Origin of the sequence: Pseudanabaena sp. BC1403 (assembly GCF_002914585.1) — a bacterium.
Taxonomy (GTDB): domain Bacteria; phylum Cyanobacteriota; class Cyanobacteriia; order Pseudanabaenales; family Pseudanabaenaceae; genus Pseudanabaena.
The window spans coordinates 34037-55961 of record NZ_PDDM01000011.1 but is presented as its reverse complement, the minus strand read 5'-3'; the positions used below and the strand labels follow the sequence as shown (position 1 = coordinate 55961).

Sequence of the window (21925 nt, the reverse complement as noted above, 5' to 3'; positions counted from 1 at the left end):
TACAAGATAATCACGATACTTGAAAACAATGTAACAGCAAAACCAAGTCCTGTAGTGAATTTATCCCAAAGCTAAAAATGGCTACGCCATTTTTAGCTTTGAAAAACCTGACTGTTTTTTGGTTTTATAGCCTTAGCCACTTGTATCAGGACAAATAGTGTGAGGTGGCGCGAAGCGCCGCCTCACACTATAAGAATGGCAACAGCTATAAATTACAAAAAAAAGATAGGAGGTGCTTTGCACCTCCTATCTTTTTTTATTTTTCAGTCATTCTCCATACTCCGTCCCAACTATCTTCAGGAGGATTGAGCAAGAAGTGCTGACAACGAGTGATATGGATATTTGCAGCTTTATTGTGATTGTCTAACTCTAAGACTTCTGCAAACTCAGCTACAGCTTTACTAAACTTACGAGCGAGGTAATGCTCGCGAGCTGTATGGTAATGCTCAATTATTTGAGTTTGGATTGGACTGAGGGGATCAGATTTTAAACCGATTAATTCATAGACACTAACGGGCTGATTTTTTCCCTTGACTTGAATGCAATCCAGTTCACGTACCCAGATGCGATCGCTACAAAATTTGTAAGTAGTCTCGCTAATGATCGCATCTGTTCCATATTGCTTACTTGCACCCTCCAGACGTGAACCCAAATTAACGCCATCACCGATCGCCGTAAATTCCATCCGTCGCGTAGAGCCAATATTGCCGCTAATCACCGTATCGGAGTTAATCCCAATACCGATGCGGATCGTTGCCATATCGAGTTCTTTTTGATTTTGAGGCTTCAATTGCTCGATGCGCTTGATATTAAACTCTTTTAAACGATGGCGCATATCGATCGCAGTTTGGACAGCCATCCATGCATGATCGGGAATAGGCAAAGGCGAACCAAACACCGCCATAATTGCATCACCGATATATTTATCCAGCGTGCCTTTGTAGTTAAATACTGCCTCTACCATTGTTTCAAAATATTCATTCAGCATCATTACTACATCTTCGGCGGCGAGAGATTCTGTAATCGTGGTATAGCTGCGAATATCCGAGAATAAAACTGAAACTTCTTTGCGATCGCCACCCATCTTGGCATCACCACCAGCTAAAAGCTGTTCGGCTAGTTCTTGGGTCATGTAGCGATACATCGTGCTCTTGAGGCGCTTTTCTTGACTGATGTCTTCCATCACTACTAGTGCGCCATGCACGCCTTCGCCTTCGTTACCTTCGGACATGGTATTGATCGAAATATTGATGCTGTGCTGTTCACCATCGGTAGAGCGCAGAGTCTGATCGGGATAATATTGCTTGCGACTTTTTTCGTCACTACCTTCTAGACTATTGTCAAACCATCTAGTGAAGTTAGCTTTCTCGATGTTGATTAGTTCATATACAGATTTGCCTTCTAGCAAGGACTCTCCGACACCAAGCAAAGCATAGGCGCGTTCATTAGCAGCAATAATCTTGCCATGTTTGTCGGTAGAGATCACACCATCTGAAAGACTACGCAAGATATCTTTTTGCATTTGCTGTTCTTGCTTGACCTTAGCAAATAACTTGGCATTTTCCAGCGCAACACCTGCTTGGACATTGAAGACTTTCATGAATTCTTCATCATTGCTATTAAAGCTTGCCTTAAACCGTTGAGGAGACGCTGGCCATGTGGTGGGATCGTATTCAGGAAAATCGCCACGCTGGACTTTGTTAACTAATTGCGTAACCCCGATTAGGTCTTTATTAGAGTTAAAAATTGGCATACAAAGAAGGCTACAGGTACGATAGCCATTTGCTTGATCAAATTTTTTGGAGTTAGCAGCATCGGGATGTTCGTAAAGGTCAAAGGGAATATTTAAGACTTCACCAGTAGTTGCAACTCGTCCTGCAAATCCTACGCCCATGGGGACGCGCAATTCCTTAGTTAGTCCATATTGATCAACAATTTGTGTCCAGAGATCATTGCGATCGCGATCAATTAGCCACAGTGTACTGCGATCGGCATTCATCAATAATTTGGCTTCGTCCATAACCTTTTTAAGGGTTGCTTCAAGATCCAAACTTTGCCCTAAAGACATCGCAGCTTTCATTAGAGCATCGGCGGCGCGTTGTTTTTGGGCAGCCGAATAAAAAGCTTGAGAGCTTTCTAAAATTAGGCGCATTGATGGGGCGAACTGAGCAAATAATGCTTGATCTTCTTCAGTAAAACCAATTCTATCTACGCCATCTTCAAGAGAACCCTTGGGATCATTAATCCGTAATTTATTGATTAACTGCACCACAGCAACTAGTTGATCGTCATCGTTCAAAAGTGGCATGGAAAGCATAGAGTAGGTGCGATAACCTGTCCGCTCAAATTGCTTTTTAGCTTGAGTTGATCGCGGATCATCAAAAAAATCAAAGGGAATATTTACGATGTGACCATAGGTAGCAACTTCACCTGCAATGCTGGTCGGTTCGGTTGAAATCCGAATTTCAATATTTTTGCCATCTTCACCAGCCACATTTGTCCATAATTGGTTTTTATCGGCATCTAATAAAAAAATTGTGGTGCGATCGGCTGAAAGTAGCTCACCAATTTTGCCGCGAATCGCTTGCAGCATTTCATCAAGAATGACATCGAAGTCGGTGTTAAGCATTCCGAGGGTTTGATTAACGATCCGCAATCTTTGCTCAACATCACTAACAACTTGACTGAATTTTTCGGGTGTAAGCGGAGCAAGAACCGAGGCGAAATTACCTCCACTGGTTACCGCTAAAGCACTAGAACTCCTGTCAGAACTATCTGGGAAACTAGATAAAGCTGGGACTGTACTGTTGTGCTTAGCAGACGGAAATTCGCTTGAGGATTCGCTCTCTGCAATTACATCAATCGTAGCGATAGTATCCATGGATGGTATGCGAGAAGGGGATGATGGTGTCATATCAGCACTAAAATTTCGGTTAGTCCTAACTTTTTAAGAGTGTTGATGCTTATCGAATCACTCTTGTTCCACTTGCAAAGTTATTCTTGAGTTTATGCAAAGCCAATTTTTGTCAAATTGAAAAAATTATCTTAGCACCCCTAAGATTGCGATCGCAAACCTAGAAACTATAGATAGTGGGAATTACCGCCTATAAACCAAAATCAGCAAGGTTGCGCCCCTGCGGGGCGTAACCTTGCTGATTTTGGTGATTTACCTGAGACGATCAGGGTTGATTCGAGTTTGGATCATTTCAAATAAGCGATCGCAGACAGTTTCGCTTGATTCATCAGCAGTAACCATGATTGAAATGTCAGCTTGAGCATAGCGATCGCGTCGTTGACGATAGATATCATTGAGGGTTTGTAATGGATCGGCAGTCTGCAAAAGAGGGCGTTGTTCAGATGCAGTTTTGAGACGCTTGTGCAAAGTTTCAATCGGTACATCAATCCAAATAACAATACCATCGTGGAGATGTGACCAATTAAGCGATCTCATGACAATGCCACCACCTGTGGCTACGACTAGGCGGGTATGGGCGGAAACTTGAGAAAGTACCTGCTGTTCAAGATCGCGAAAAGTATTTTCACCATCATTGGCAAAAATTTCAGGGATTGGTTTCCCTGCACATTGTTCAATCAGTGGATCTGTATCTAAGAAGTTGTAACCAAATTTTTTGGCTAAGTGTTTGCCGACAGTGCTTTTACCTGCACCCATCATTCCAATCAAAAAAATATTCGTTCCGTTGAGCATTTGCCTATATCTAGAATTTGTGATGGGTATTGACACAAAGTGAAGAAAATCCCTGTAGGGGCAGGTTTTGGAAGAAATCTATGGGTAAACCATAGATTTCTTCCAAAACCTGCCCCTACAAATGGGTATATTTTCTTTTGAAAATCTCCTAAAGCAATATTCTCACAGCAGCAGGGTTTGTAATTAGCACTTATGCTTTTTCAACCAGAGATTGCTATAAAATTTTTATTGCTGTCTTGACGCTTATGGTAAAACTGTACGCTTAAGATACTTTAAGATTAGATTTTTGAGAGTACGTTGTGAATGCTGAACTATCGCACAGTCTTGTCTAGCAAAAGTTTGCCAAAAAACTTGTTGTTAGGTTTAGGAATTGTTAGTGTTGCCGCGATCGCAAATAGTTTATTTGCGCTAGAACATGACTGGCATTTACTGAGCATAACCACGCTAATGATCGGTAGCACACTTTTGTTTGTGAATGTGCGAAGAAGCTTTGCTTCAGGAATAGAGCAGCCAGTAGTCATTGATCGCAGTTATTTATTTAAAGAATTGCAGCAAGCGCAAAAGGCGATCGCTAAAATTGCTAATCCTAGTAAACGCACAAATTTAGAAGAACAAGCACAACAAATTACCAGTAATTTACAAAAAAATCATTTTCGGATCGTTGTTTTTGGTACAGGCTCCGCAGGTAAAACTTCAGTAATCAATGCTTTGTTGGGACGCAAGGCAGGTAAAACTGGTGCAGTAATTGGCACGACGATCGCCCGTCAAGAATATGCTTATCAAGGGATCGACTTTTCGCCCGTTGGCATTACGCCGATTCATACTGAAAACAAAGTAAAGCGTCAAATTTCTTTGCTGGATACATCTGGAACGCAAGAAATGGGCGCTATGGGGCAACAGAGAGAACTAGAAGCATTGCAAATAGCCCAGAATGCCGATCTAATGATTTTTGTGACGGTCGGAGATTTAACAAATAGTGAATATCACGAACTAGATCGTCTTGCAGGATTGGGTAAGCGTGTAATTCTGGCGCTTAATAAGACAGACTTATATTTGCCAAGCGATCGCAAACATGTTTTAGCTAAACTGCAAGAACGCACCCAGCATTTTTTAGCATCTATGGATATTGTGGCGATCTCCGCTCAACCTAGCCCGATTAAGGTGCGTCAATATGCCAATGCTGAAGCTTCTGATCGTCATGAAGCAAGCCAAGAATGGTGGGAAGATGTACCACCCGATGTGAAGCCATTGAAAGAACGTATCGAAGAAATTCTTTCTAACGAGTGGGAAGATTTACTAATTCACAATACCCACCTGCAAATCAAAACTTTGCTGCAAGAAATCAATGGCACAATTCATCACGAACGCCGCCAAGATGCCGCCACAATCATCAGTCGCTATCAATTAATTACTGCTACTACAGTCTTTGCTAACCCCATCCCCGCGATCGATTTACTGGCTGGAGCCGCAATTAATACGCAGATGTTGATCGATCTCGCCAAAATCTACGATCGCCCCCTAAATTTTAAACAAGCACAGCAATTTGGTCTAACCATAGCGCAGCAATTAATACAACTTGGTTGTATTGAAATAACGACTTCCGCGATCGCCTCTTTCTTTAAAGTTAATGCGATCACCTATGCGATCGGTGGCTCTATGCAAGCAGTTACCGCCGCATATCTAACCCATATAGGTGGTATGAGCTTTGTGGAATATCTAGAGCAGCAACCTGAAACTCAATCTGCAATTAGCTCTAATCCTGCGATGATCAAAAAACTGCAACAAATAAGTCAAAAGACTTTTACAGCGTTACAAGGCGATCGCTTTTTTGTTGATTTTATAACTAGTATTTCTAGCCGTATGTCTGTTATGGCTATCGCTAAGTAAAAAACAGTTACAGAGTTGCGGCGCAACTCTGTGAATTAAGCACAAAAAAGAGGACGGTGCGTTACACCGTCCTCTTTTTTGTGCTTAATTACAAATCGCCACTGTTCGCTGATAACAAAAAGATGATGACGGGACCAGAAATGACAATCAGAGCCAAGCAGGTCAATTGAAAAATCAGCTGAAAATTAATGCTGGAAAATAGGGAGGTTACGAAGTCCATGGCAGTTTTCTTAAATATGATTTATTAATCAAACAAAATTCTAGGGATATTCTAGCAAGCATCGCTACTCAAAAAATCTTTAAAACCCAGAAAATTAGAGAGAGGTACTTTGCGCCTCTCTCTAATTTTCTGGGTTTTGGGCAAACCAAAAATCGGTTTTGATAAAGAAGCGCTATCATTTGAAGTATATTCACAATATTCACAATTGGTAAGAGTTATACCTGTGCGTTATCGAATTTGGTTGCTGGCAATACTTGCATCAGTTAGCGTTGGAGCCTCTCCAGTACGCGCTCAAGCTCTTCTGCCCCATACAACAAGGATTAATTTTGGTAATTTAGAAGAGCAAGCGCTCAATTTGGCAAGGGAAGCTGCACAACTTGCTCAATTTGAGCAGTACGAATTAGCTTTACCTCGTGCTCGTCTAGCTGCACAACTAGCACCTAAAGCTTTTCAAACTCAAGGTATTCTCGGCAGTATTTATCTCCGTAAAGAGCGATATGCCGAAGCGATCGCCTCTTTAACTTTGGCTCATCAACTCAAAAAAGACGAGCCAACGATCTTATTTAGTTTGGGGGCAGCCTATCTCCGTAATAAAAATTATCCTGAAGCAATTAGTAATCTCAAACAGGGCTTAACCCTTGAGCCAAAAGCTGCTACGGCAATGTTTGATCTTGGTAACGCTTACTTTTTGACTAAACGTTACGACGAAGCAGTTACGATCTATAACGATGTTCTAGTTATTGACACCAAATTTTGGGCAGCGACCAATAACATCGGTCTAGTTGAGTATGAGCGCGGCAATGTCGATCAGGCGATCGCAAAATGGCAAAGCTCTCTCAAGCAAGCTGAAAAAGTCGAATTTCTCGCCGCTGAGCCAACCCTCGCTCTTGCTAGTGCCTTTTATCGCAAAGGCGATCGCGATAAAGCAATTCAGCTAGGCGTTGAAGCGATGAAAATCGATCCTCGCTATGGCAAAATCCCCTATCTAGTGGAAAATCTCTGGGGCGATCGCTTAATTGCTGATGTGAAAATAGTCTTGTCGCAACCTCAAGTCAAGCAAATTTTAGATGAGAGTGACCTCTCTACACGTCAAGTTCCTAAAGTTCGTCGCAATTAAAGCCTCCAGCGCAAAGCGCTATAAAAAATAAAACAGCGCACTTTGTGCGCTGTTTTATTTTTTGGATTGGACAGAATTTCTAATTATTCGCTACAACCGCATTAACTTTAACTTCGGAAAGCGAGGGGAAATTAGATTTCACCGCGAAAGTTTCTACATTTTTTGCGATCGCAACTTGCTCATGAGCGAGACGCATTTGCGAATTGATGGCTGTTGTCGTTGCATCGTATAGATTGGTTGCCATTTTGGGATAAGCACCGATCGCAATGACTGGTACTAAGAAGCAAACCGCAATAAATACTTCGCGAGGTCTAGCATCACTAAAATCGGCTTCGCTAGGCAAAACGCAACTCGTACCAAAACAAACTACTTCCTGATTACCTTGTGCCTTGAGACTGATATCAGAGATATCACAGGTAGGATTGATATCACAGGTCGGATTGGCATCGGAGGCGTAGAAAATCTGACGCAACATTGAGAGCAGATAGATCGGTGTCAGGATCACGCCAACTGCGGCTAAAAATACAGTTGCAGTTCGGAAAGTGGAGCTATAGACATCACTGGAAGTCATACCCACAAAGATAGCAATTTCACTAGCAAAACCACTCATTCCAGGTAGAGCAAGAGATGCTAAAGCCCCAACGGTAAATAAAGCGAACACCTTAGGCATTACTTTGCCGATATAGCCCATCTCATTCATTAACATCGTGTGGGTGCGATCGTAGGTAACACCAGCGAGGAAGAACAAGACGGAAGCAATCAGACCGTGAGAAAGCATTTGTAACATCGCACCACTGATTCCTAAATCAGTGAAAGATGCGATGCCGATCAACACAAATCCCATATGCGAAACCGACGAAAAAGCGAGGCGACGCTTCATATTAGTTTGAGCAAACGAATTCACCGCACCATAAACAATATTAATCACACCTAGCATTGCTAAAACTGGAGCGAAATAAACATGGGCATGATCGAGTAATCCCATATTTAGGCGGATTAATCCATAACCACCCATCTTTAGCAATACACCTGCCAAAATCATCGATACAGGTGAAGAAGCTTCACCATGAGCATCTGGAAGCCAAGTATGGAGAGGGAAAATAGCCAGCTTGACACCAAAAGCAATTAGCAAACCTGCATAAAGTGGAAGCTCTAGAGCCAGTGGGAAATCCTTTAGGGCTAGCTCAGCCATGTCAAAAGTCAAGTTGTTGCCATATAGCGCCATTGCTAAGCCAGCAACTAAGATAAAGATGGATGCGGCGGCAGTATAAAGCAAAAATTTTGTGGCTGCATACTGACGTTTCTGACCTCCCCAGATCGAAACGAGCAGATAGACAGGAATTAGCTCAACTTCCCACATGATGAAGAACAGCAGTAAATCTTGGGATACAAATACACCGATTTGCGCGGAGTACAGCACCAACATGAGAAAGTAAAACAGACGCGGTTTGATATTAACTTGCCATGCGGCAAAGATGGAGAGCGTGGTGACAAATCCTGCAAGCAGCACTAGAGGTGCGGAGATGCCATCGACTGAAACTGCCCAACTAAGACCTAATTGGGGTATCCAAGTGTACTTTTCCGCGAGTTGAAATGTCGCGTTGCTCGGATCGTAGTTCTTCCAGAAGGCATAGCACATCAATATAAAGTCAGCGATGCCTACGCCTAATGCATACCAACGTACTGTTTTGCCTTCTTTATCGGGCAGTATGGGTATGAGTAAGGAAGCTACGAGGGGCAGCAGGACGATCGCGGTAAGCCAAGGAAATTGGGCTAATGTCATGTCTAATGAGTCTAAATACTTACCAAGGAGAATGTTAAGTATTGTACTAAACTTTATAAATTTTTAAGCATTATTCTTTTCGATGATGATCATTTGTCGTGATGCTATACCAATTCACAAAAGTGTGACAACACTTCTGTGAATTGGTATAGCAGACCCCGTAAGGGTTTTAAAAACACAAAGTGGCGTAGCCACTTTGTGTTTTGGTATTATAGCTATCGCCAGCCAAAGAGTGTCAGAGCTGGAATGAATCGCCGCCTCTCACTCTTTGGCTTCTAAAAAAAACTGTCCAATTACGCCGACAAGTTGTTCTAGTTCTATGGGTTTACTGAGATATTGATTCGCACCCGCTTCGAGGCAAAGCTCTTGATCGCCTTGCATAGCTCTTGCTGTTAGAGCAATGATCGGTACTGTGGCAAGTTTCGGTTCAGCGCGAATCAGTCGAGTTGCTTGTAGCCCATCCATTACAGGCATTTGAATATCCATCAGGATAATGTCTGGCTGGTGAGTTTTTGCCATAGAAACGCCTTCTTTACCATTTTTGGCTAAAACTACTCGATATTCATAAGCGCTTAAATAAGATGTGAAAGTCTGAATATTAGCTTCATTGTCTTCGACAAGTAGGATGAGCGGCGCGATCGCATTTTTTGACTTGGCGGTGGGTAGTGAGAATGGCGTGATTAGCTCAGGCGATCGCGTAGTAGATATGGACATTTGATAGGGTAGAGCCACGGTAAATGTACTCCCTTGATCGATCGCACTTGTGACCATAACCTGACCATCATGGAGTTCAGCAATCTGCTTAACCATTGCTAGCCCCAATCCAGTCCCTTCATATTGACGATTTAGTCCACTGTCAAGCTGGACAAAGGGTTGAAATAGTCGGTGTAAATCTCTACTAGCAATGCCAATCCCTGTATCAGTAACTTGAAAAAGAATCATGGGCAAATCTTGATCCTTTAATTGACTGGGAACAGTGGCTTCACCTTCCCATGTTTCACCACAGCCAACGGAAACCAGAAGACTGACTTTCCCATTTTTGGGTGTGAATTTTACAGCATTGACCAAGAGGTTAATTAAAATCTGTCTGAGGCGGCGCTCATCGACCAAAATATTGCTGATACTCGGGGCGATATTGCTATAAACTTCTACACGATTTTGAAATGCTTGCTGCTTGACGTATACCAAACTAGAATCACAGACATTTTGGACTGAGACAGATTCAAGGTCAAGTTCCACTTTGCCTGACGAAATTTTTGATAGGTCAAGAATGTCATTAATCAGTTCTAGTAGATGTCGTCCTCCTTTTCTAATGGCGGTCAGCGCTTTCTGTTGACGTTCATTTATTGAGCCTAACATTTCCTTTTGCAATATTTCTGACATGCCTAAAACCGCAGTGAGTGGGGTGCGGAGTTCATGGCTCATGTTGGCGAGAAATTCATCCTTGAGTCTTGTCGCTTTAATTAGTTGTTCATTGGTTTGGAGTAGTTGTTCTTCGACTTCTTTGCGATCGCTAATATTAAAATTAACCCCGATGATCCTTTGAGCTTCGCCTTCCGCATCTCGCAATACAGTTCCATAGGAGTGAATAAAATGGATACTTTGATCGGGACGGATGATCCGAAACTCAGACTCATATTTTCCCTGTTTGAGGATGGCTTGCTGGAGAGATGATTCGGCAGCAACACGATCTTCAGGATGTAGAGCGCTTGCCCAAACATTGTAGAGATCAAGGTCAGAACTTTCTGTGACCGCATATAGTTCGTGCATTCGTTCATCCCAATGGATGATGTTCTCGGCAATGTCCCATTCCCAACAACCGATCTCTCCAGATTTTAGCGACAAGGTGAGGCGCTCTGATAGTCTTGCAAGTTCTGCTTCGCGGTTTTGAAGTTGACTTGTATGTTTCTGGAGGTTTTGCAGGAGTTCTTGTTGTTGTTGTTGCGATCGCGCTAGTTGCTGGTTGATAGCGATGCGATCGCGGACTTGACTGACGCTGATACAGAGAGAAACTGCGGTGATGTCTCTTTTTTCGAGATAGTCAGTCGCCCCTAGTTTCATTGCTCTTACGGCGGTCTGTTCGTCACCTTGACCTGTCAAAACAATCACAGGTAATCGTTGTTCATTGCTCCCTTCACTAAAAGCTTCCAGAAACTCTAGTCCATCTCCATCAGGCAATTTCACGTCTAGCAGTACCATCTCAGGGCTTTGCGATCGCCACATTTCTAGCCCATCTTCTAGGTTTTCCGCCTCAATGATTTCATAGGTATAGTCTGTATCCGATTGTAGATAGCGGATATAGGTATCGCGATCGATATCGGAATCGTCCACAATCAAAATTCTGGTTAAAGTTTTGATCGAAGTTGAGGGCGAAATTTGGACAGGTAGCTCCTCGACATCGCTTTTCTTTAACAATGGAGGTGTGCATGTAGGATTACGCAAAGCAGTCATAGGCTCAGGTGATGAATTGTCCATAACTAGGTAAAATCGTGAGTTGGAACCAAGTTTGAAATATAGTTTGCACAGTCTGCTGCATTGCTAAAACGCCCATCGGCTTGAGCATGTAAGAATTTGCGCCATATCGGTAACAAGTTTGAATATCGTGAGCGCTACTAGAAGTAGTCAACACAATAATTGGAATCATTTGTAGATGGGAAGTTTGCTTAGCCTTTCTGATGATGTCGCGTCCGTCAGTACCAGGAAGGTTTAGATCGAGTAGGATGCCAACGGGCAGAGGTGCATTTAGGTTTTGATAATCTCCTTGACGAAATAGATAATCTAACGCTTCATCCCCATCTTCAAATCGTAAAAACTTATATTGCGATCGCAGAAGTGAATCGAGATTTTGAGTGACCCGTAAAAAAGTATAGAAATCTTCATCACTATCTTCAACAATCATGATTACAGGATGAGTGAGGTCATCCCAAGCTGAAGTCAATAGCCTTGACGGTTCAGTCTTCATTGGGTGACCTCTCTGTTTTGAATTGGTAACGCAAAGGAAAATGTAGTTCCTTTGCCAAAGGTGGATTCTACTTGGATTTGACCGCCATGACGCTCGACGATCTTTTTAACAATGGTTAACCCTGCGCCAGTGCCACCTCCATATTTAGTAGATGCATGTAATCTCTTGAAGATGCGAAACACAGATTCTAGATGCTTTTCACGAATGCCGATGCCATTGTCGCGCACATAAAAAGTAAAAATGTTATAGGGCTGTCCATCGGATTCAATCCAGCTAATTTCCGCCCATTTTTCAGGCTGATTATTGTACTTAAAGGCATTAGAAATTAAATTAGTAAATACTTCTTCGATCAAAACGCGATCGCCAAATACAGTTGGTAGCGATCGGGGAATGCGAATCTTGCAGTTGACCCATTGGGGATTCATGCTAAATAATTCGGTCACATTCCGCAATAATAGATTGAGATCGATCGAGTTCATTTGCAACTCTTGTCTGCCTAAGCGGGAGAATTTCAACAATGATTCGATCAGTAATTCCATGCGAGTTGTCAGCCGTACCAGCGTGTGCAGCTTTTCAGCGCCTTCACCCTGCAAGATTTCGCCATAGTCATCTAACAAAAAAGTAGCGTAGTTGTGAATACCGCGCAGGGGTTCTTTCAAATCATGGGAAGCGATGTAAGCAAAAGCATCTAGTTCGTTATTGATCCGTTCTAGTTCCAAGTTGATGTTGGTAAGTTCACCTGATTGACGTAACACGATATCGATGATGGCTCGTCGCAATTCGATTACTGCTTCTATTTCACAGTGGAGCCAATGGTTAGACTTTCCACTGACTATCTGTTGCCAAGCCTCAAAAGACTTACGCGGAAATATTGTCAAGCTGCCATCCGATTCTATTTGATTGGGTTTATCAGGATTGCCAGCCCAAGTCACTGTCTGCAATATCTCAGGGCGGAACCAAAGGATATATTGACTCTGGGTTTCTGAAATTGCCACCGCAAGGAGACCACTAGCGACATTTTTGTATTCTTCTGCGATCGGATAGACACTAGACAAACTATCAGTAACAAAAATATCTTGCTTAAATAGATGACGTAGCCAAGGAAGCAAAGTCCTCATCGCTTCTTGATTAGGGGTTTGACCAATCAAGATGATGTCGTCGCCATCACATACCGCCACGCCAGAAGCACCTGTCAAATTTAACAAAGCTTCGTGGTCTGAGACGATCTCTTCCACAAAATTGGTGCTGGTTACTTTGGTCAGACGTTCTACAAATTGACCTTGGATTTCCTTTAGATGCAATTTGTAGTCGAGGTCTTCGTTACTTTCTTTAGTAACTAACTCTGTTGACATTAATTGTCCCAAAAATTCACAGACGGTGCGAATTTCATAGGGCACAAGTTTAGGAGTGAGGTGGTGACAGGCAATCAATCCCCAAAGCTTCTGCTGCTGAATGAGGGAAACTGACATTGAGGCAACAACGCCCATATTTTTGAGATATTCAATATGTAGTGGTGATACTGCTCGCAAGCCGCAATAGCTCATGTCAAGGGGATCTGAAGAGGTTTTATCGGTTGCGACTAGCCCTATCTGCCGATAATTTACATCTGGAATCAAACGTAGCCAATTAAGGGTATAAAGATACTTAGCCTGCTTAGGAATGTCAGAGTCAGGATAATGCATTCCTAAAAAGGATTCTAAATCATCCTGTTTAGATTCGGCAATCACTGTACCATCGCCGCCTTCATTAAAGCGATAGATCATTACCCGATCAAATCCTGTCAGTTCGCGCATTTCCTTAACTACTAAGTCACATAATGCAGACAGATTTTGCGTCGTCTGCATTTTTGCCAAAGTAACTTTGATATGGCGGTAAAATTGAAAGAAATCACTCTTAGATATTGATTCTACTGGTTCTAATTCGAGTACAATCTCACCACTAGGAGCACGATGGACAACTCCATTAAAGGGACATACGATACCATCAGCATTAGCAATCGAAAGATTCAATGGATTAATATGCTCAAAGCTATGATCCAGACAGCCTCTAATCGATTCGATCAGTCCACCGTGATCGCTTCCAATAAAATTAGCTAAGGGGCGATCGAGCAATTCTGTCACTGGCATTCCCAAAATCTCGGGAGCATTTTCACTCACTCGAGTAATTCTCAAATCTGTTTCAGCCAGAGTTAGTAGTAAGCCTTGTGGTTGAATATAGTTGGGAATATGAATAGGTTCGCGATCGCAGTTGGTCAGATTAACTGTGTCGAGCTCATTAATCTTATCCTTGGCAATTTTTATCGGAATCTGGTTCATCAACTAATATCCTTATGCCAAGTCTTTTCCTTGGATACATCCATAAATACTTATGAATGTTGATAATAGTGAAAGTTTATAACTTTAGCCAGAAAGCAACCTGTTTTCTTAAGATCGCAAAGCTTACGAATAGACGGCGCGTCGCGCCGCCTATTCGTAAGAATTTATTTAAACAACGAGGGTAAATACCCCGCCGCTCTGCGGCGTAAGATAAAAGAATGAGTGAGTACATACACAAAAGTCATAACGTAACGATATTGCTATACCACCTAGTATTTCCAGCAAAGTATAGAAAAGCCGTATTCGATGAGCAAGTCGATGAAATTTAGCGGGAAGTGTGTTTAGACATAGAGAAACGATATGAGATTAAATTTGTAGAAATAGGTGTGGATAAAGATCATGTACATTTTTTAGTGCAGTCAGTACCAACGTATAGTGTGACCAAACTAGTAACGATGATAAAGAGTCTGACAGCAAGGGAAGTTTTTAAGAGATGTCCTCAAGTAAAACAAAAGTTATGGGGAGGAGAGTTTTGGAGTGATGGATATTTTGCAAGTACGGTAGGAAGGCAGGGAGATGAAGATATGATAGCTAGTTACGTAAAGAATCAAGGAAAGGAATATCTCAAGTTGCACAGAGGGATGAGCAACTGAGTCTTTTTTGAGTCTGATACCCCGTCCGCTCGCGGCGGGGTAGTTCATTCACTTAGCCAACTAAAAATGGTTTCTACCGTTAGTTTTAAATCACCAGCAAGTATTACCAGTGTTTTGTGGCGCGGCAAAGCCGCGCCACAAAATCATTTCCTTCGAGGACGACGAGCCGATCGCTTAATTGGTGGTTCATCTTGATAAGGCTCTTGATATGTATCTGGACGATCGCCATAATCATCATCATTATTCCAATCATCAAAATTGTTAACATCGCCTTTATAAGCACTTCTGGGCGGATCTAACGGTTCAGCATAGGGATCTGTGTAGGGGCGATCATATTCACTTTCATAATTAGAGCCAAAATCAAAATCTTGTGGTGGACGAGATTTTGTCCGAGGACGACGCTTTTGTTTTGGGGTTGGTTTAGAACGAGGAGCGCTATAGTCATCTTCATAAAGATCGCGATCTTGACGACTTTGATAAATCTTGGTGGCTTGTTGTCCTGCTTGATTAAAAAGTTTGCCTAATTTTTGATCGATCGCAAATCCTTTACGACTTTGAATGGAGATGGTACTACTAATGCGATCGTGAAAGGCTTGGCGTTTCTCGTTATCAACGATCGCAAAGGCTGCATCAGCAACAAAAGGAATCCATGCAAATACGATCAGCGTAGAAGTGATTGTCTCGATGAGAAATAGCGAGCAAACAAATACAAAAATCTCACGCTTAAAAAACGCTCCAAATCCAGCCGTTTTCCCATATTCAGCATCAATGACCCGAATACTCATCAGCCATCTACCAAAGCTTTGACCTTGAGCGCGTGCCGCGATAAATACGCGAAAGACAAACCAAGTCACCAAAAATGTGATGAAGCGTAAAGGACTAGATGAGGTGACTGATAGCAGAGACAAAGTTAGCTCCGATATAAACCAACAACTTAAAAAGTCTATGATTAGCGCTCCGAGTCTTTGGTTGACTGAGGCAAGAGGATAGCGGCTGTAAGCTGGCTCGAAGTCCATTTTGGGGAATTTTATGAAGAGACGTGATGAATTGGCAAATATGGCGACAATGCGAGAGTATTTCGCGATCGCTCGTCTTATTTTAATCTTATATATTAGTACTTACGCAAATAAACCAATAACTCAAGCTACGGCGCGATGCGCCGCCTTAATCTTTCTAGAAAAAAAGCATATTGTGAGCAAGTCCCAAATCCAACTAGCGATCGCGATCGGTAACACCAGAATTAAGGCATTTGTTTTTGATCGCGATCGCCAAATTCTTGAAGAATATGCCTATACCCACGAGCAATTACCAAAGCTGGAAGCAAAACTTGCACCTAGAAATTTTGAACGCATTGCGATCGCCTCAGTCGTTCCCGATATGATCACCAGTTGGCATCGTTTGCCACAGACTCAGATGATCAGAACTGCCGATGTGCCATTGCAAGGCTTGTACCCGACAATGGGATGCGATCGCGCTTTGGCTGCCTATGGCGCGGGAGAAACCTATGGCTACCCTGTATTGGTGATTGATGCGGGGACGGCAATCACTATCACTGGAATTGATGCGCAAAAGAATTTATTTGGTGGAGCGATCGTGGCTGGATTGCGATCGCAGTTTGCCTGTTTGCATCAAAATACAGCGGCTTTGCCAGATCTACCAATTCCTGAGACTTTGCCACAGCGCTGGGCGACAGATACAAATAGCGCGATTCAGGCAGGGATAGCGCATATATTCATCGCGGGCTTACAAGCTTATATAGATGATTGGCGATCGGAGTTTCCTCAGAGCCAAGTGATTATTACTGGAGGCGATAGCGATTATTTAATGAAATGGGGCTTAAAAGTGGATATGATGGAAAAGAATCTAGTTTTTTTGGGGATTATGGCATTGACATGAGTTTTAATCCAAAACTTTGTCGTAATGAAAGTGAAGTCGAAAGCAAATTAATCGTCCAGTATCTTTTACCTGCCCTTGGCTACGATCCAAGCAAATGGCATCAAGAGGTAGCATTGGGTGGTATTCGTTTAGATTTTTTAGCATTGCTTTCCCCAGTTTTTCCAAGTATTAACGACCCATCACCGAAGCCTTGTGTGGTGATGGAAGCAAAACATCCCAAACAAAATCTCAATTTCCATGTGCGACGGCTGAGGCGATATTTAGCTAAGTTGCAAGTTATATATGGGGTATTAACTAACGGAAAAGATTTTCGGATTTATGAACTTGTTGACGATCAAATAGAGCTAATCTTCCAATGCGAAGGCTTAGAAATTGCTGACAAAATTGAGAAAATTAGCGATATTATTGGCTGGGATAAGTTAGCGGGACTTGCTACAAATAAATCTATAAATAAACCTATCCCTTTGACTGCTCTACCTGTTCCAATTGATATTAAACTTCCATTTCCTGAGAGTAATACGCTCCCATTTCTAGAATCTCTACAAGCAAGAATCATGAAAACGATCGCCATCTATCACAACAAAGGCGGTGTGGGCAAAACCACAACCACAATTAATCTTGCCGCCGCTATTAGTCGTAAGGGTTTTAAAGTATTAATTATTGATCTTGATAGTCAGGCAAACACAACCTATGCCGCAGGTTTAATGAAGTTTGACACTGAAGAAGAAGACAATCTTAAAGACTGTAATGTCTACAATATTATCTTCTATCCTAAATCCAACTATATTCATGATGTCGCGTTAAAGGGAAGTTTTACCTATCCTGAAGTAGATGTTATTCCTGCACATATTAATTTGATCTGGCAAGAAAATGCTTTAATTGACCAAGAAAGTTCTAAATTTCAGCTAGTTAAAAAGTTAGAGCTTGTGAAAAATGACTACGATGTAGTCTTAATCGATACTCCACCCTCACTCAATCTCTATGCAAGAATCGCCCTGATTGCCTGTGATTACCTCATCATTCCCTCCGACCTGAAACCATTTGCCAATGAAGGTTTACGCAATGTCAAAAACTTTGTTGAACAGATTGATGATTTTCGCAGTTTTACCAATCGATCCTCAATCAATATTCTGGGAGTTTTACCTTCTAAAATATTGACAAATGCGAATTATATCAAAGCCACTTTACCTAAGCAAGAGAAGATTGTCGAAGAGCGATATGGATTTTCCGTATTAGAAACCCGAATTTTTCAACGCGAAGATTTATCCCGCGCCATCGATAACTTTGTGATGGAAGGCGATCGCCAAATCCCCGATCCTAAATCGATCTTTGACTTTAAGCCAGATTCGATGTCAGCCGCTGAGTTTGAAGAGTTAGCCAATGAAGTGCTTGAGAAAATAGGACTACGCTCATGAGTTTACTCACTTCTTCGATTGATCTTGACATGATCGTATCGCCAGTATCACAAGAGATATCTCAGTTTCAATCGAGTCAAATTGAGCAGCTTGCTAATTTGTTTTTGCAGGCAGGCGGCACAGTAAAGCCAATTCTGTTACGCAGAGTCTCGCCAATTTCATTTGAAATACTGGAAGGATATTTTGAATATTATGCCGCGCTCAAAGCTCAGGAAATCGATGATCAATTTACGGCAATCCGCGCCTATGTTGTACCTACTGAGATAGAGTCAACAATTCTTGAGCAATATAATTTTTTGCGATCGCTGGATTCATCCTCATCAACTGAAATCACTTCTTCCCCGACTAGTAAAGCTGAACAACAAGACTTAGCTCAAATGGAAGATGCGATCGCAAATCGATTAGAGCAAAAACTATCAGCCATCATAGATCGCATAGTTGAGGAAAGGCTCCACTCTAGTTTGCAAGTATTTGCTAATCAAATTACTCAGCAATTAAACTCACATTTACTAGATTTTAAACAGTCATTATCTTTTGTTCCTATTAGTCAAGTTCTTTCGCCAACACAACCGATCGCTTCAGCACCAGAACCATCTCCTGAGAAAACCCCTAAATCTAAAACCACGAAAGCTGCTACCACTAAGACTAAAACAACGAGTTCTAAATCAAAAGCTAAAGATATATCTATTCATAATGATGATCCTAAAGCCTTACAGGTTCTCAATGGTTTGAATACGATGAATTTTGCTGATTTAGAACGTAAGCTATCACAATTGAAACCAAGTAAGCGCAGCCTTGCTAAACCTATTCATGAGCAAAGATTGCAGCACCATGATCAAAAATTTCAATCTATTGAAGATGTAATAAGTACAGTGTCTGGTATTAAGGAAACAACTATGCAGAAGATAATTGATGCATGGTAAGTGTAAGTAAAAAAAAGAGACTTCGATGCAAAGCATCGAAGTCTCTTTTTTTGATGGGGGTAAAGGGACTTGAACCCTTACGACCTTACGATCAACGGATTTTAAGTCCGTAGCGTCTACCATTCCGCCATACCCCCGAAAGGCTTTGTTATTCTAACGCGAAATGGGTAAATTTATGATCATAAATTTAAAAATTATAGAGATCGCTCAAAAAGCATAGCCAATAATACCAAAACACAAAGTGGCGCAGGCATTTTGTGTTTTTAAAACCCTTACAGGGTTTGGCTTTTAATTCACTGAAATGTTGTCACATTTATGAATTAAAAGCCCAAAAATTTACCGCCAGCGCAGCTGGCGGTAAATTTTTGGGAATTATGCCGAGATATTATTTTTAGACTTCCTCGTCGTCGTCCCATTTCTCTTGGGTATAACCAAGCTGAGTTGCTGCTGATTGCTCTTCACTGGTGAGGTCTTCCCAGAGTTTTTCTGCGGATTCAGGGATGTCATCTTCTCCCTCCCAGCTAGATTGAGTCCAGCCAAGGATGCCCCAAAGCTTTTTATCTTCATCGGATAAATCATCCCATTCAGGAAAATCTTCTTCCTCGTCCCAGCTTTCTTCACTCCAGCCTAATTTTGTCCAAAGAGCTTGTTCCGCACTAGTCATATCAGACCAGCTCAGCTCAGCCCAAAATTCGTTAGGATCGCCAGTTACTTCACGGATAGTAGTCATAGAAATTTCCTCAAAAAATAGAGTTAATCTAGATTTCATCATAGGTTTTGCTTACTGTAGGAAGCAACAGTTAAAACTTAACCTTTCAAGACAAAAAAAGGGTTTCGCTTTGCGAAACCCTTTTTTGTTTTGTTTTTTATTTTGTTTTTAGACGATCGCCTAAACTTCGATAATAAATTGTGCCAACGATCGCAAAAAATACGACATAGGCGATCGCTTGAACTAGATAAAGTTTGTCAGTATAGCCAAATAGTGAACTGAGGATCGCTCCAGGAAATTTCTCAGCAGGTAATACTTTGCTGCTATTCCAAACCATATTGCCAAGGACACAAGAATGCTCTCGGACAAAATGCTCGTAGTAGAAACAAATTGATTCGGATTTGCGATCGCTTTGAGACAAAATCCGTAAAGCATTGTCGAAATGTCCAAGAGCAGAGATTACTAACCCCGAAACAATCGATAGCAGCATAAATCCCATGATTTTAAAAAAGGCGCGGATATTAATCTGAACACCAAATTTAAATAAAGCGAACGCGATCGCTGTGGCGGCAGCAATTCCACTTATGGCTCCGATTGCAGGCATAAATCCTTCTTGGAATTTTGCTGAAATAAATAAAACGACTTCAAAACCTTCTCGCAAAATTGCAAATAAGATTAGTCCAAAAATTCCTAAGCCAGCTTTTCTACCTTTGCCTAACACATTCGACAAAGAGTCTTCGATTTCTCCTTTAATCGCCCGACTCTGTTTTGTCATCCAGATCAACATCCAAGTCAACATGACGATCGCGGCAACACTAAACACACCTTCGAGTAATGGCTCCAAAATCGGTGATATAGATGGATTGCTACTACCGACGCTCTGCATAAACCAATTAAATATTACGCCGACTATGCCGCTAATTATCAGTCCAGCACCAATACCAGCAAATACCCATCGATTAAGATGCGATCGGTTGGCACGTTTGAGATATGCCATGACAATGCCAATTACTAAGGCGGCTTCAACGCCTTCTCGTAAGGTAATGACAAAGGTTGGAAGAGTTAAGCTGAAGTCCATGTCTAGATTGTGTTTAGTAGGGTTCATTTATAAATATTGGATAAGAAGTGCAAAGCACTTCTTATCCAATATTTAGGTATTATTTATGATTTCGCATAAACTTTAGTAGCGGCTTGCTCATTTGCTTTTATCAGTGTTGACATCTCAGCAACAGATAAAACAGGCTTTTCTGGAGCAAGTGGACTTGGATAAGCTGATTTGAGCTTTTCTAAACTTGCAATGAATTGTTTGTGGGTATCAGGATGATCTTTTTCCATTGTTGTAGCAATGCTCTTATACAATTGCTCAACATAGATTGTGAAGCCGCGAGAATCTTGATATTCAATAATCTCTTTGATCTTGTCATTGGCGATCGCTGCCATATATTCAGTGCCAGCAGTATCAAGAATTGCATTGATTACTTGTAGCGCTAACTTTGGTGATTGACGTTGAGCTTCTGGAATTGCCGCGATCGCAGTATCAATGCTACTCATTGCCTCTTGATACTTAGCTGTGATACTTGGATCAGTAGGTTTAGACTTGACCAACTGTTGTAGATCCATTAGCGATTGCTTAAATTCTTTGACGTTGCGCTCTTTAAGCTGAGCTTCTACATCAGCATAAATTTCTTCTACAGGATGCTCGATGTGAGGAAAAGCTTGATCTGGCTTCTGAAGATCCAATAATTCTTTTGCCACAATCATATGACCTTTCATCAAACCTAGTTTGGTCAAATAATCCACATCCTTCGCTTCACCTGTCAAGACAATAGTTTCGATACTAACCATGTCTTTAATTTTTTCAAATTGTTCGGCAGTTACCACCTTTTTTGAAACTAAGTCTTCAACCTTCGCGTAGGGTCGTGCTGCTTGAATTTTGTTGGACAAGCCAGCAATTCCTAACTCCGCTTCAATTTTATCTAGGGAAGATAAAATTGCTTCGTTAATATTGATTTTGACTTTGCTATTATGACCAGCCATTTTTGAGTCTTTAGGAGTCTCAGTTTTGGACTCGGTTTTGGACTCAGTTGTCGCACTAGTAACGCTTGTTGTTGGAGCAGTTGAAACCTTAGGCTCGTTAGTACATGCCGAGATTGCGATCGCACCTACTAGTGAGAGCAAAAACAGTATCAAAAACGCTTTTGTTTTAATTGCAGCTTGAAATAATTTTTTAACGAAAGAAAAGATGTAAGACATTGAGATAACTAAATGGGGAAAAAGGGAACTTGAAAACTGCGTAATGCTATTAATATGCAATAAGTGATCTATAAATATTAGAACAT

Annotated in this window: 16 protein-coding genes, 1 tRNA gene and 1 pseudogene; 6 read left to right on the top strand and 12 right to left on the bottom strand. The window is 41.6% G+C overall.

All coding sequences use genetic code 11. From position 1 onward, the window contains the following. Positions 1–256: 256 nt before the first annotated feature. Both CQ839_RS11715 and CQ839_RS11710 read right to left on the bottom strand, forming a co-directional pair. Positions 257–2914: an adenylate/guanylate cyclase domain-containing protein gene (locus CQ839_RS11715; protein WP_103668460.1), complete on the bottom strand. Its 2658-nt coding sequence runs from the start codon at positions 2912–2914 to the stop codon at positions 257–259. 252 nt (positions 2915–3166) lie between these two features. Beyond that, positions 3167–3706, bottom strand: a complete 540-nt coding sequence (locus tag CQ839_RS11710; RefSeq protein WP_103668459.1) for a shikimate kinase — start codon at positions 3704–3706, stop codon at positions 3167–3169. Between the two features lie 303 nt (positions 3707–4009). Between CQ839_RS11710 and CQ839_RS11705 the strand changes: the two genes are divergently transcribed. After that, on the top strand, positions 4010–5593 hold the full coding sequence (locus CQ839_RS11705; RefSeq protein WP_103668458.1) for a YcjF family protein: 1584 nt from the start codon (positions 4010–4012) through the stop codon (positions 5591–5593). Positions 5594–5681: 88 nt separating this feature from the next. Here CQ839_RS11705 and psb30 read toward each other — a convergent pair whose 3' ends face one another. Then, a complete protein-coding gene (psb30, locus tag CQ839_RS11700; protein WP_071590161.1) occupies positions 5682–5813 on the bottom strand; it encodes a photosystem II reaction center protein Ycf12/Psb30 in 132 nt (43 codons plus the stop codon). Positions 5814–6036: 223 nt separating this feature from the next. Here psb30 and CQ839_RS11695 point away from each other — a divergent pair, with 223 nt between their 5' ends. Then, a complete protein-coding gene (locus tag CQ839_RS11695; RefSeq protein ID WP_103668541.1) occupies positions 6037–6930 on the top strand; it encodes a tetratricopeptide repeat protein in 894 nt (297 codons plus the stop codon). 79 nt (positions 6931–7009) lie between these two features. Here the strand turns inward: CQ839_RS11695 and CQ839_RS11690 are convergent, their stop codons facing one another. The 4 genes from CQ839_RS11690 to CQ839_RS11675 form a co-directional block, all read right to left on the bottom strand. Continuing rightward, positions 7010–8713: an NAD(P)H-quinone oxidoreductase subunit 4 gene (locus CQ839_RS11690; protein WP_103668457.1), complete on the bottom strand. Its 1704-nt coding sequence runs from the start codon at positions 8711–8713 to the stop codon at positions 7010–7012. Between the two features lie 261 nt (positions 8714–8974). Then, positions 8975–11188, bottom strand: a complete 2214-nt coding sequence (locus CQ839_RS11685; protein ID WP_103668456.1) for a hybrid sensor histidine kinase/response regulator — start codon at positions 11186–11188, stop codon at positions 8975–8977. After that, the gene (locus CQ839_RS11680) at positions 11169–11675 is read right to left on the bottom strand and encodes a response regulator (RefSeq protein ID WP_103668455.1); all 507 of its coding nucleotides are present in this window, start codon (positions 11673–11675) and stop codon (positions 11169–11171) included. Before CQ839_RS11680 ends, CQ839_RS11685 begins: the two co-directional genes overlap by 20 nt. Continuing rightward, a complete protein-coding gene (locus tag CQ839_RS11675) occupies positions 11672–13990 on the bottom strand; it encodes an ATP-binding protein (protein ID WP_103668454.1) in 2319 nt (772 codons plus the stop codon). The genes CQ839_RS11680 and CQ839_RS11675 overlap by 4 nt, the downstream gene beginning before the upstream one ends. A 218-nt stretch (positions 13991–14208) precedes the next feature. On the opposite strand from CQ839_RS11675, the pseudogene tnpA reads away from it, so the two are divergent. Next, positions 14209–14643, top strand: a pseudogene (gene tnpA / locus CQ839_RS11670) (IS200/IS605 family transposase). A gap of 143 nt (positions 14644–14786) precedes the next feature. On the opposite strand, the gene CQ839_RS11665 reads toward tnpA, so the two are convergent. Then, the gene (locus CQ839_RS11665; protein WP_103668453.1) at positions 14787–15659 is read right to left on the bottom strand and encodes an RDD family protein; all 873 of its coding nucleotides are present in this window, start codon (positions 15657–15659) and stop codon (positions 14787–14789) included. A gap of 13 nt (positions 15660–15672) precedes the next feature. Here CQ839_RS11665 and CQ839_RS11660 point away from each other — a divergent pair, with 13 nt between their 5' ends. Genes CQ839_RS11660 through CQ839_RS11650 form a run of 3 tightly spaced genes read left to right on the top strand, consistent with a single transcriptional unit; the run spans position 15673 to position 18877 of the window. Then, a complete protein-coding gene (locus tag CQ839_RS11660; protein WP_103668452.1) occupies positions 15673–16539 on the top strand; it encodes a type III pantothenate kinase in 867 nt (288 codons plus the stop codon). Beyond that, positions 16536–17954, top strand: coding sequence for an AAA family ATPase (locus CQ839_RS11655; RefSeq protein WP_103668540.1), 1419 nt, complete (start codon positions 16536–16538; stop codon positions 17952–17954). The genes CQ839_RS11660 and CQ839_RS11655 overlap by 4 nt, the downstream gene beginning before the upstream one ends. Then, positions 17951–18877 (top strand): hypothetical protein, encoded by a 927-nt coding sequence (locus tag CQ839_RS11650; protein WP_103668451.1) that lies wholly within the window; start codon positions 17951–17953, stop codon positions 18875–18877. The genes CQ839_RS11655 and CQ839_RS11650 overlap by 4 nt, the downstream gene beginning before the upstream one ends. Positions 18878–18931: 54 nt before the next feature. Here CQ839_RS11650 and CQ839_RS11645 read toward each other — a convergent pair. The 4 genes from CQ839_RS11645 to CQ839_RS11630 all read right to left on the bottom strand — a co-directional run bounded on the left by CQ839_RS11645 (position 18932) and on the right by CQ839_RS11630 (position 21764). Beyond that, a tRNA-Leu gene (locus CQ839_RS11645) sits at positions 18932–19014 on the bottom strand. Positions 19015–19268: 254 nt separating this feature from the next. Beyond that, entirely contained in the window at positions 19269–19607 is a 339-nt protein-coding gene (locus CQ839_RS11640) for a hypothetical protein (protein ID WP_103668539.1), read from the bottom strand. A gap of 136 nt (positions 19608–19743) precedes the next feature. Then, positions 19744–20691, bottom strand: a complete 948-nt coding sequence (locus CQ839_RS11635; protein WP_258040704.1) for an FTR1 family protein — start codon at positions 20689–20691, stop codon at positions 19744–19746. A 56-nt stretch (positions 20692–20747) separates the two neighbouring features. After that, positions 20748–21764 (bottom strand): helix-hairpin-helix domain-containing protein, encoded by a 1017-nt coding sequence (locus tag CQ839_RS11630; RefSeq protein ID WP_258040703.1) that lies wholly within the window; start codon positions 21762–21764, stop codon positions 20748–20750. Positions 21765–21925 lie beyond the last annotated feature (161 nt).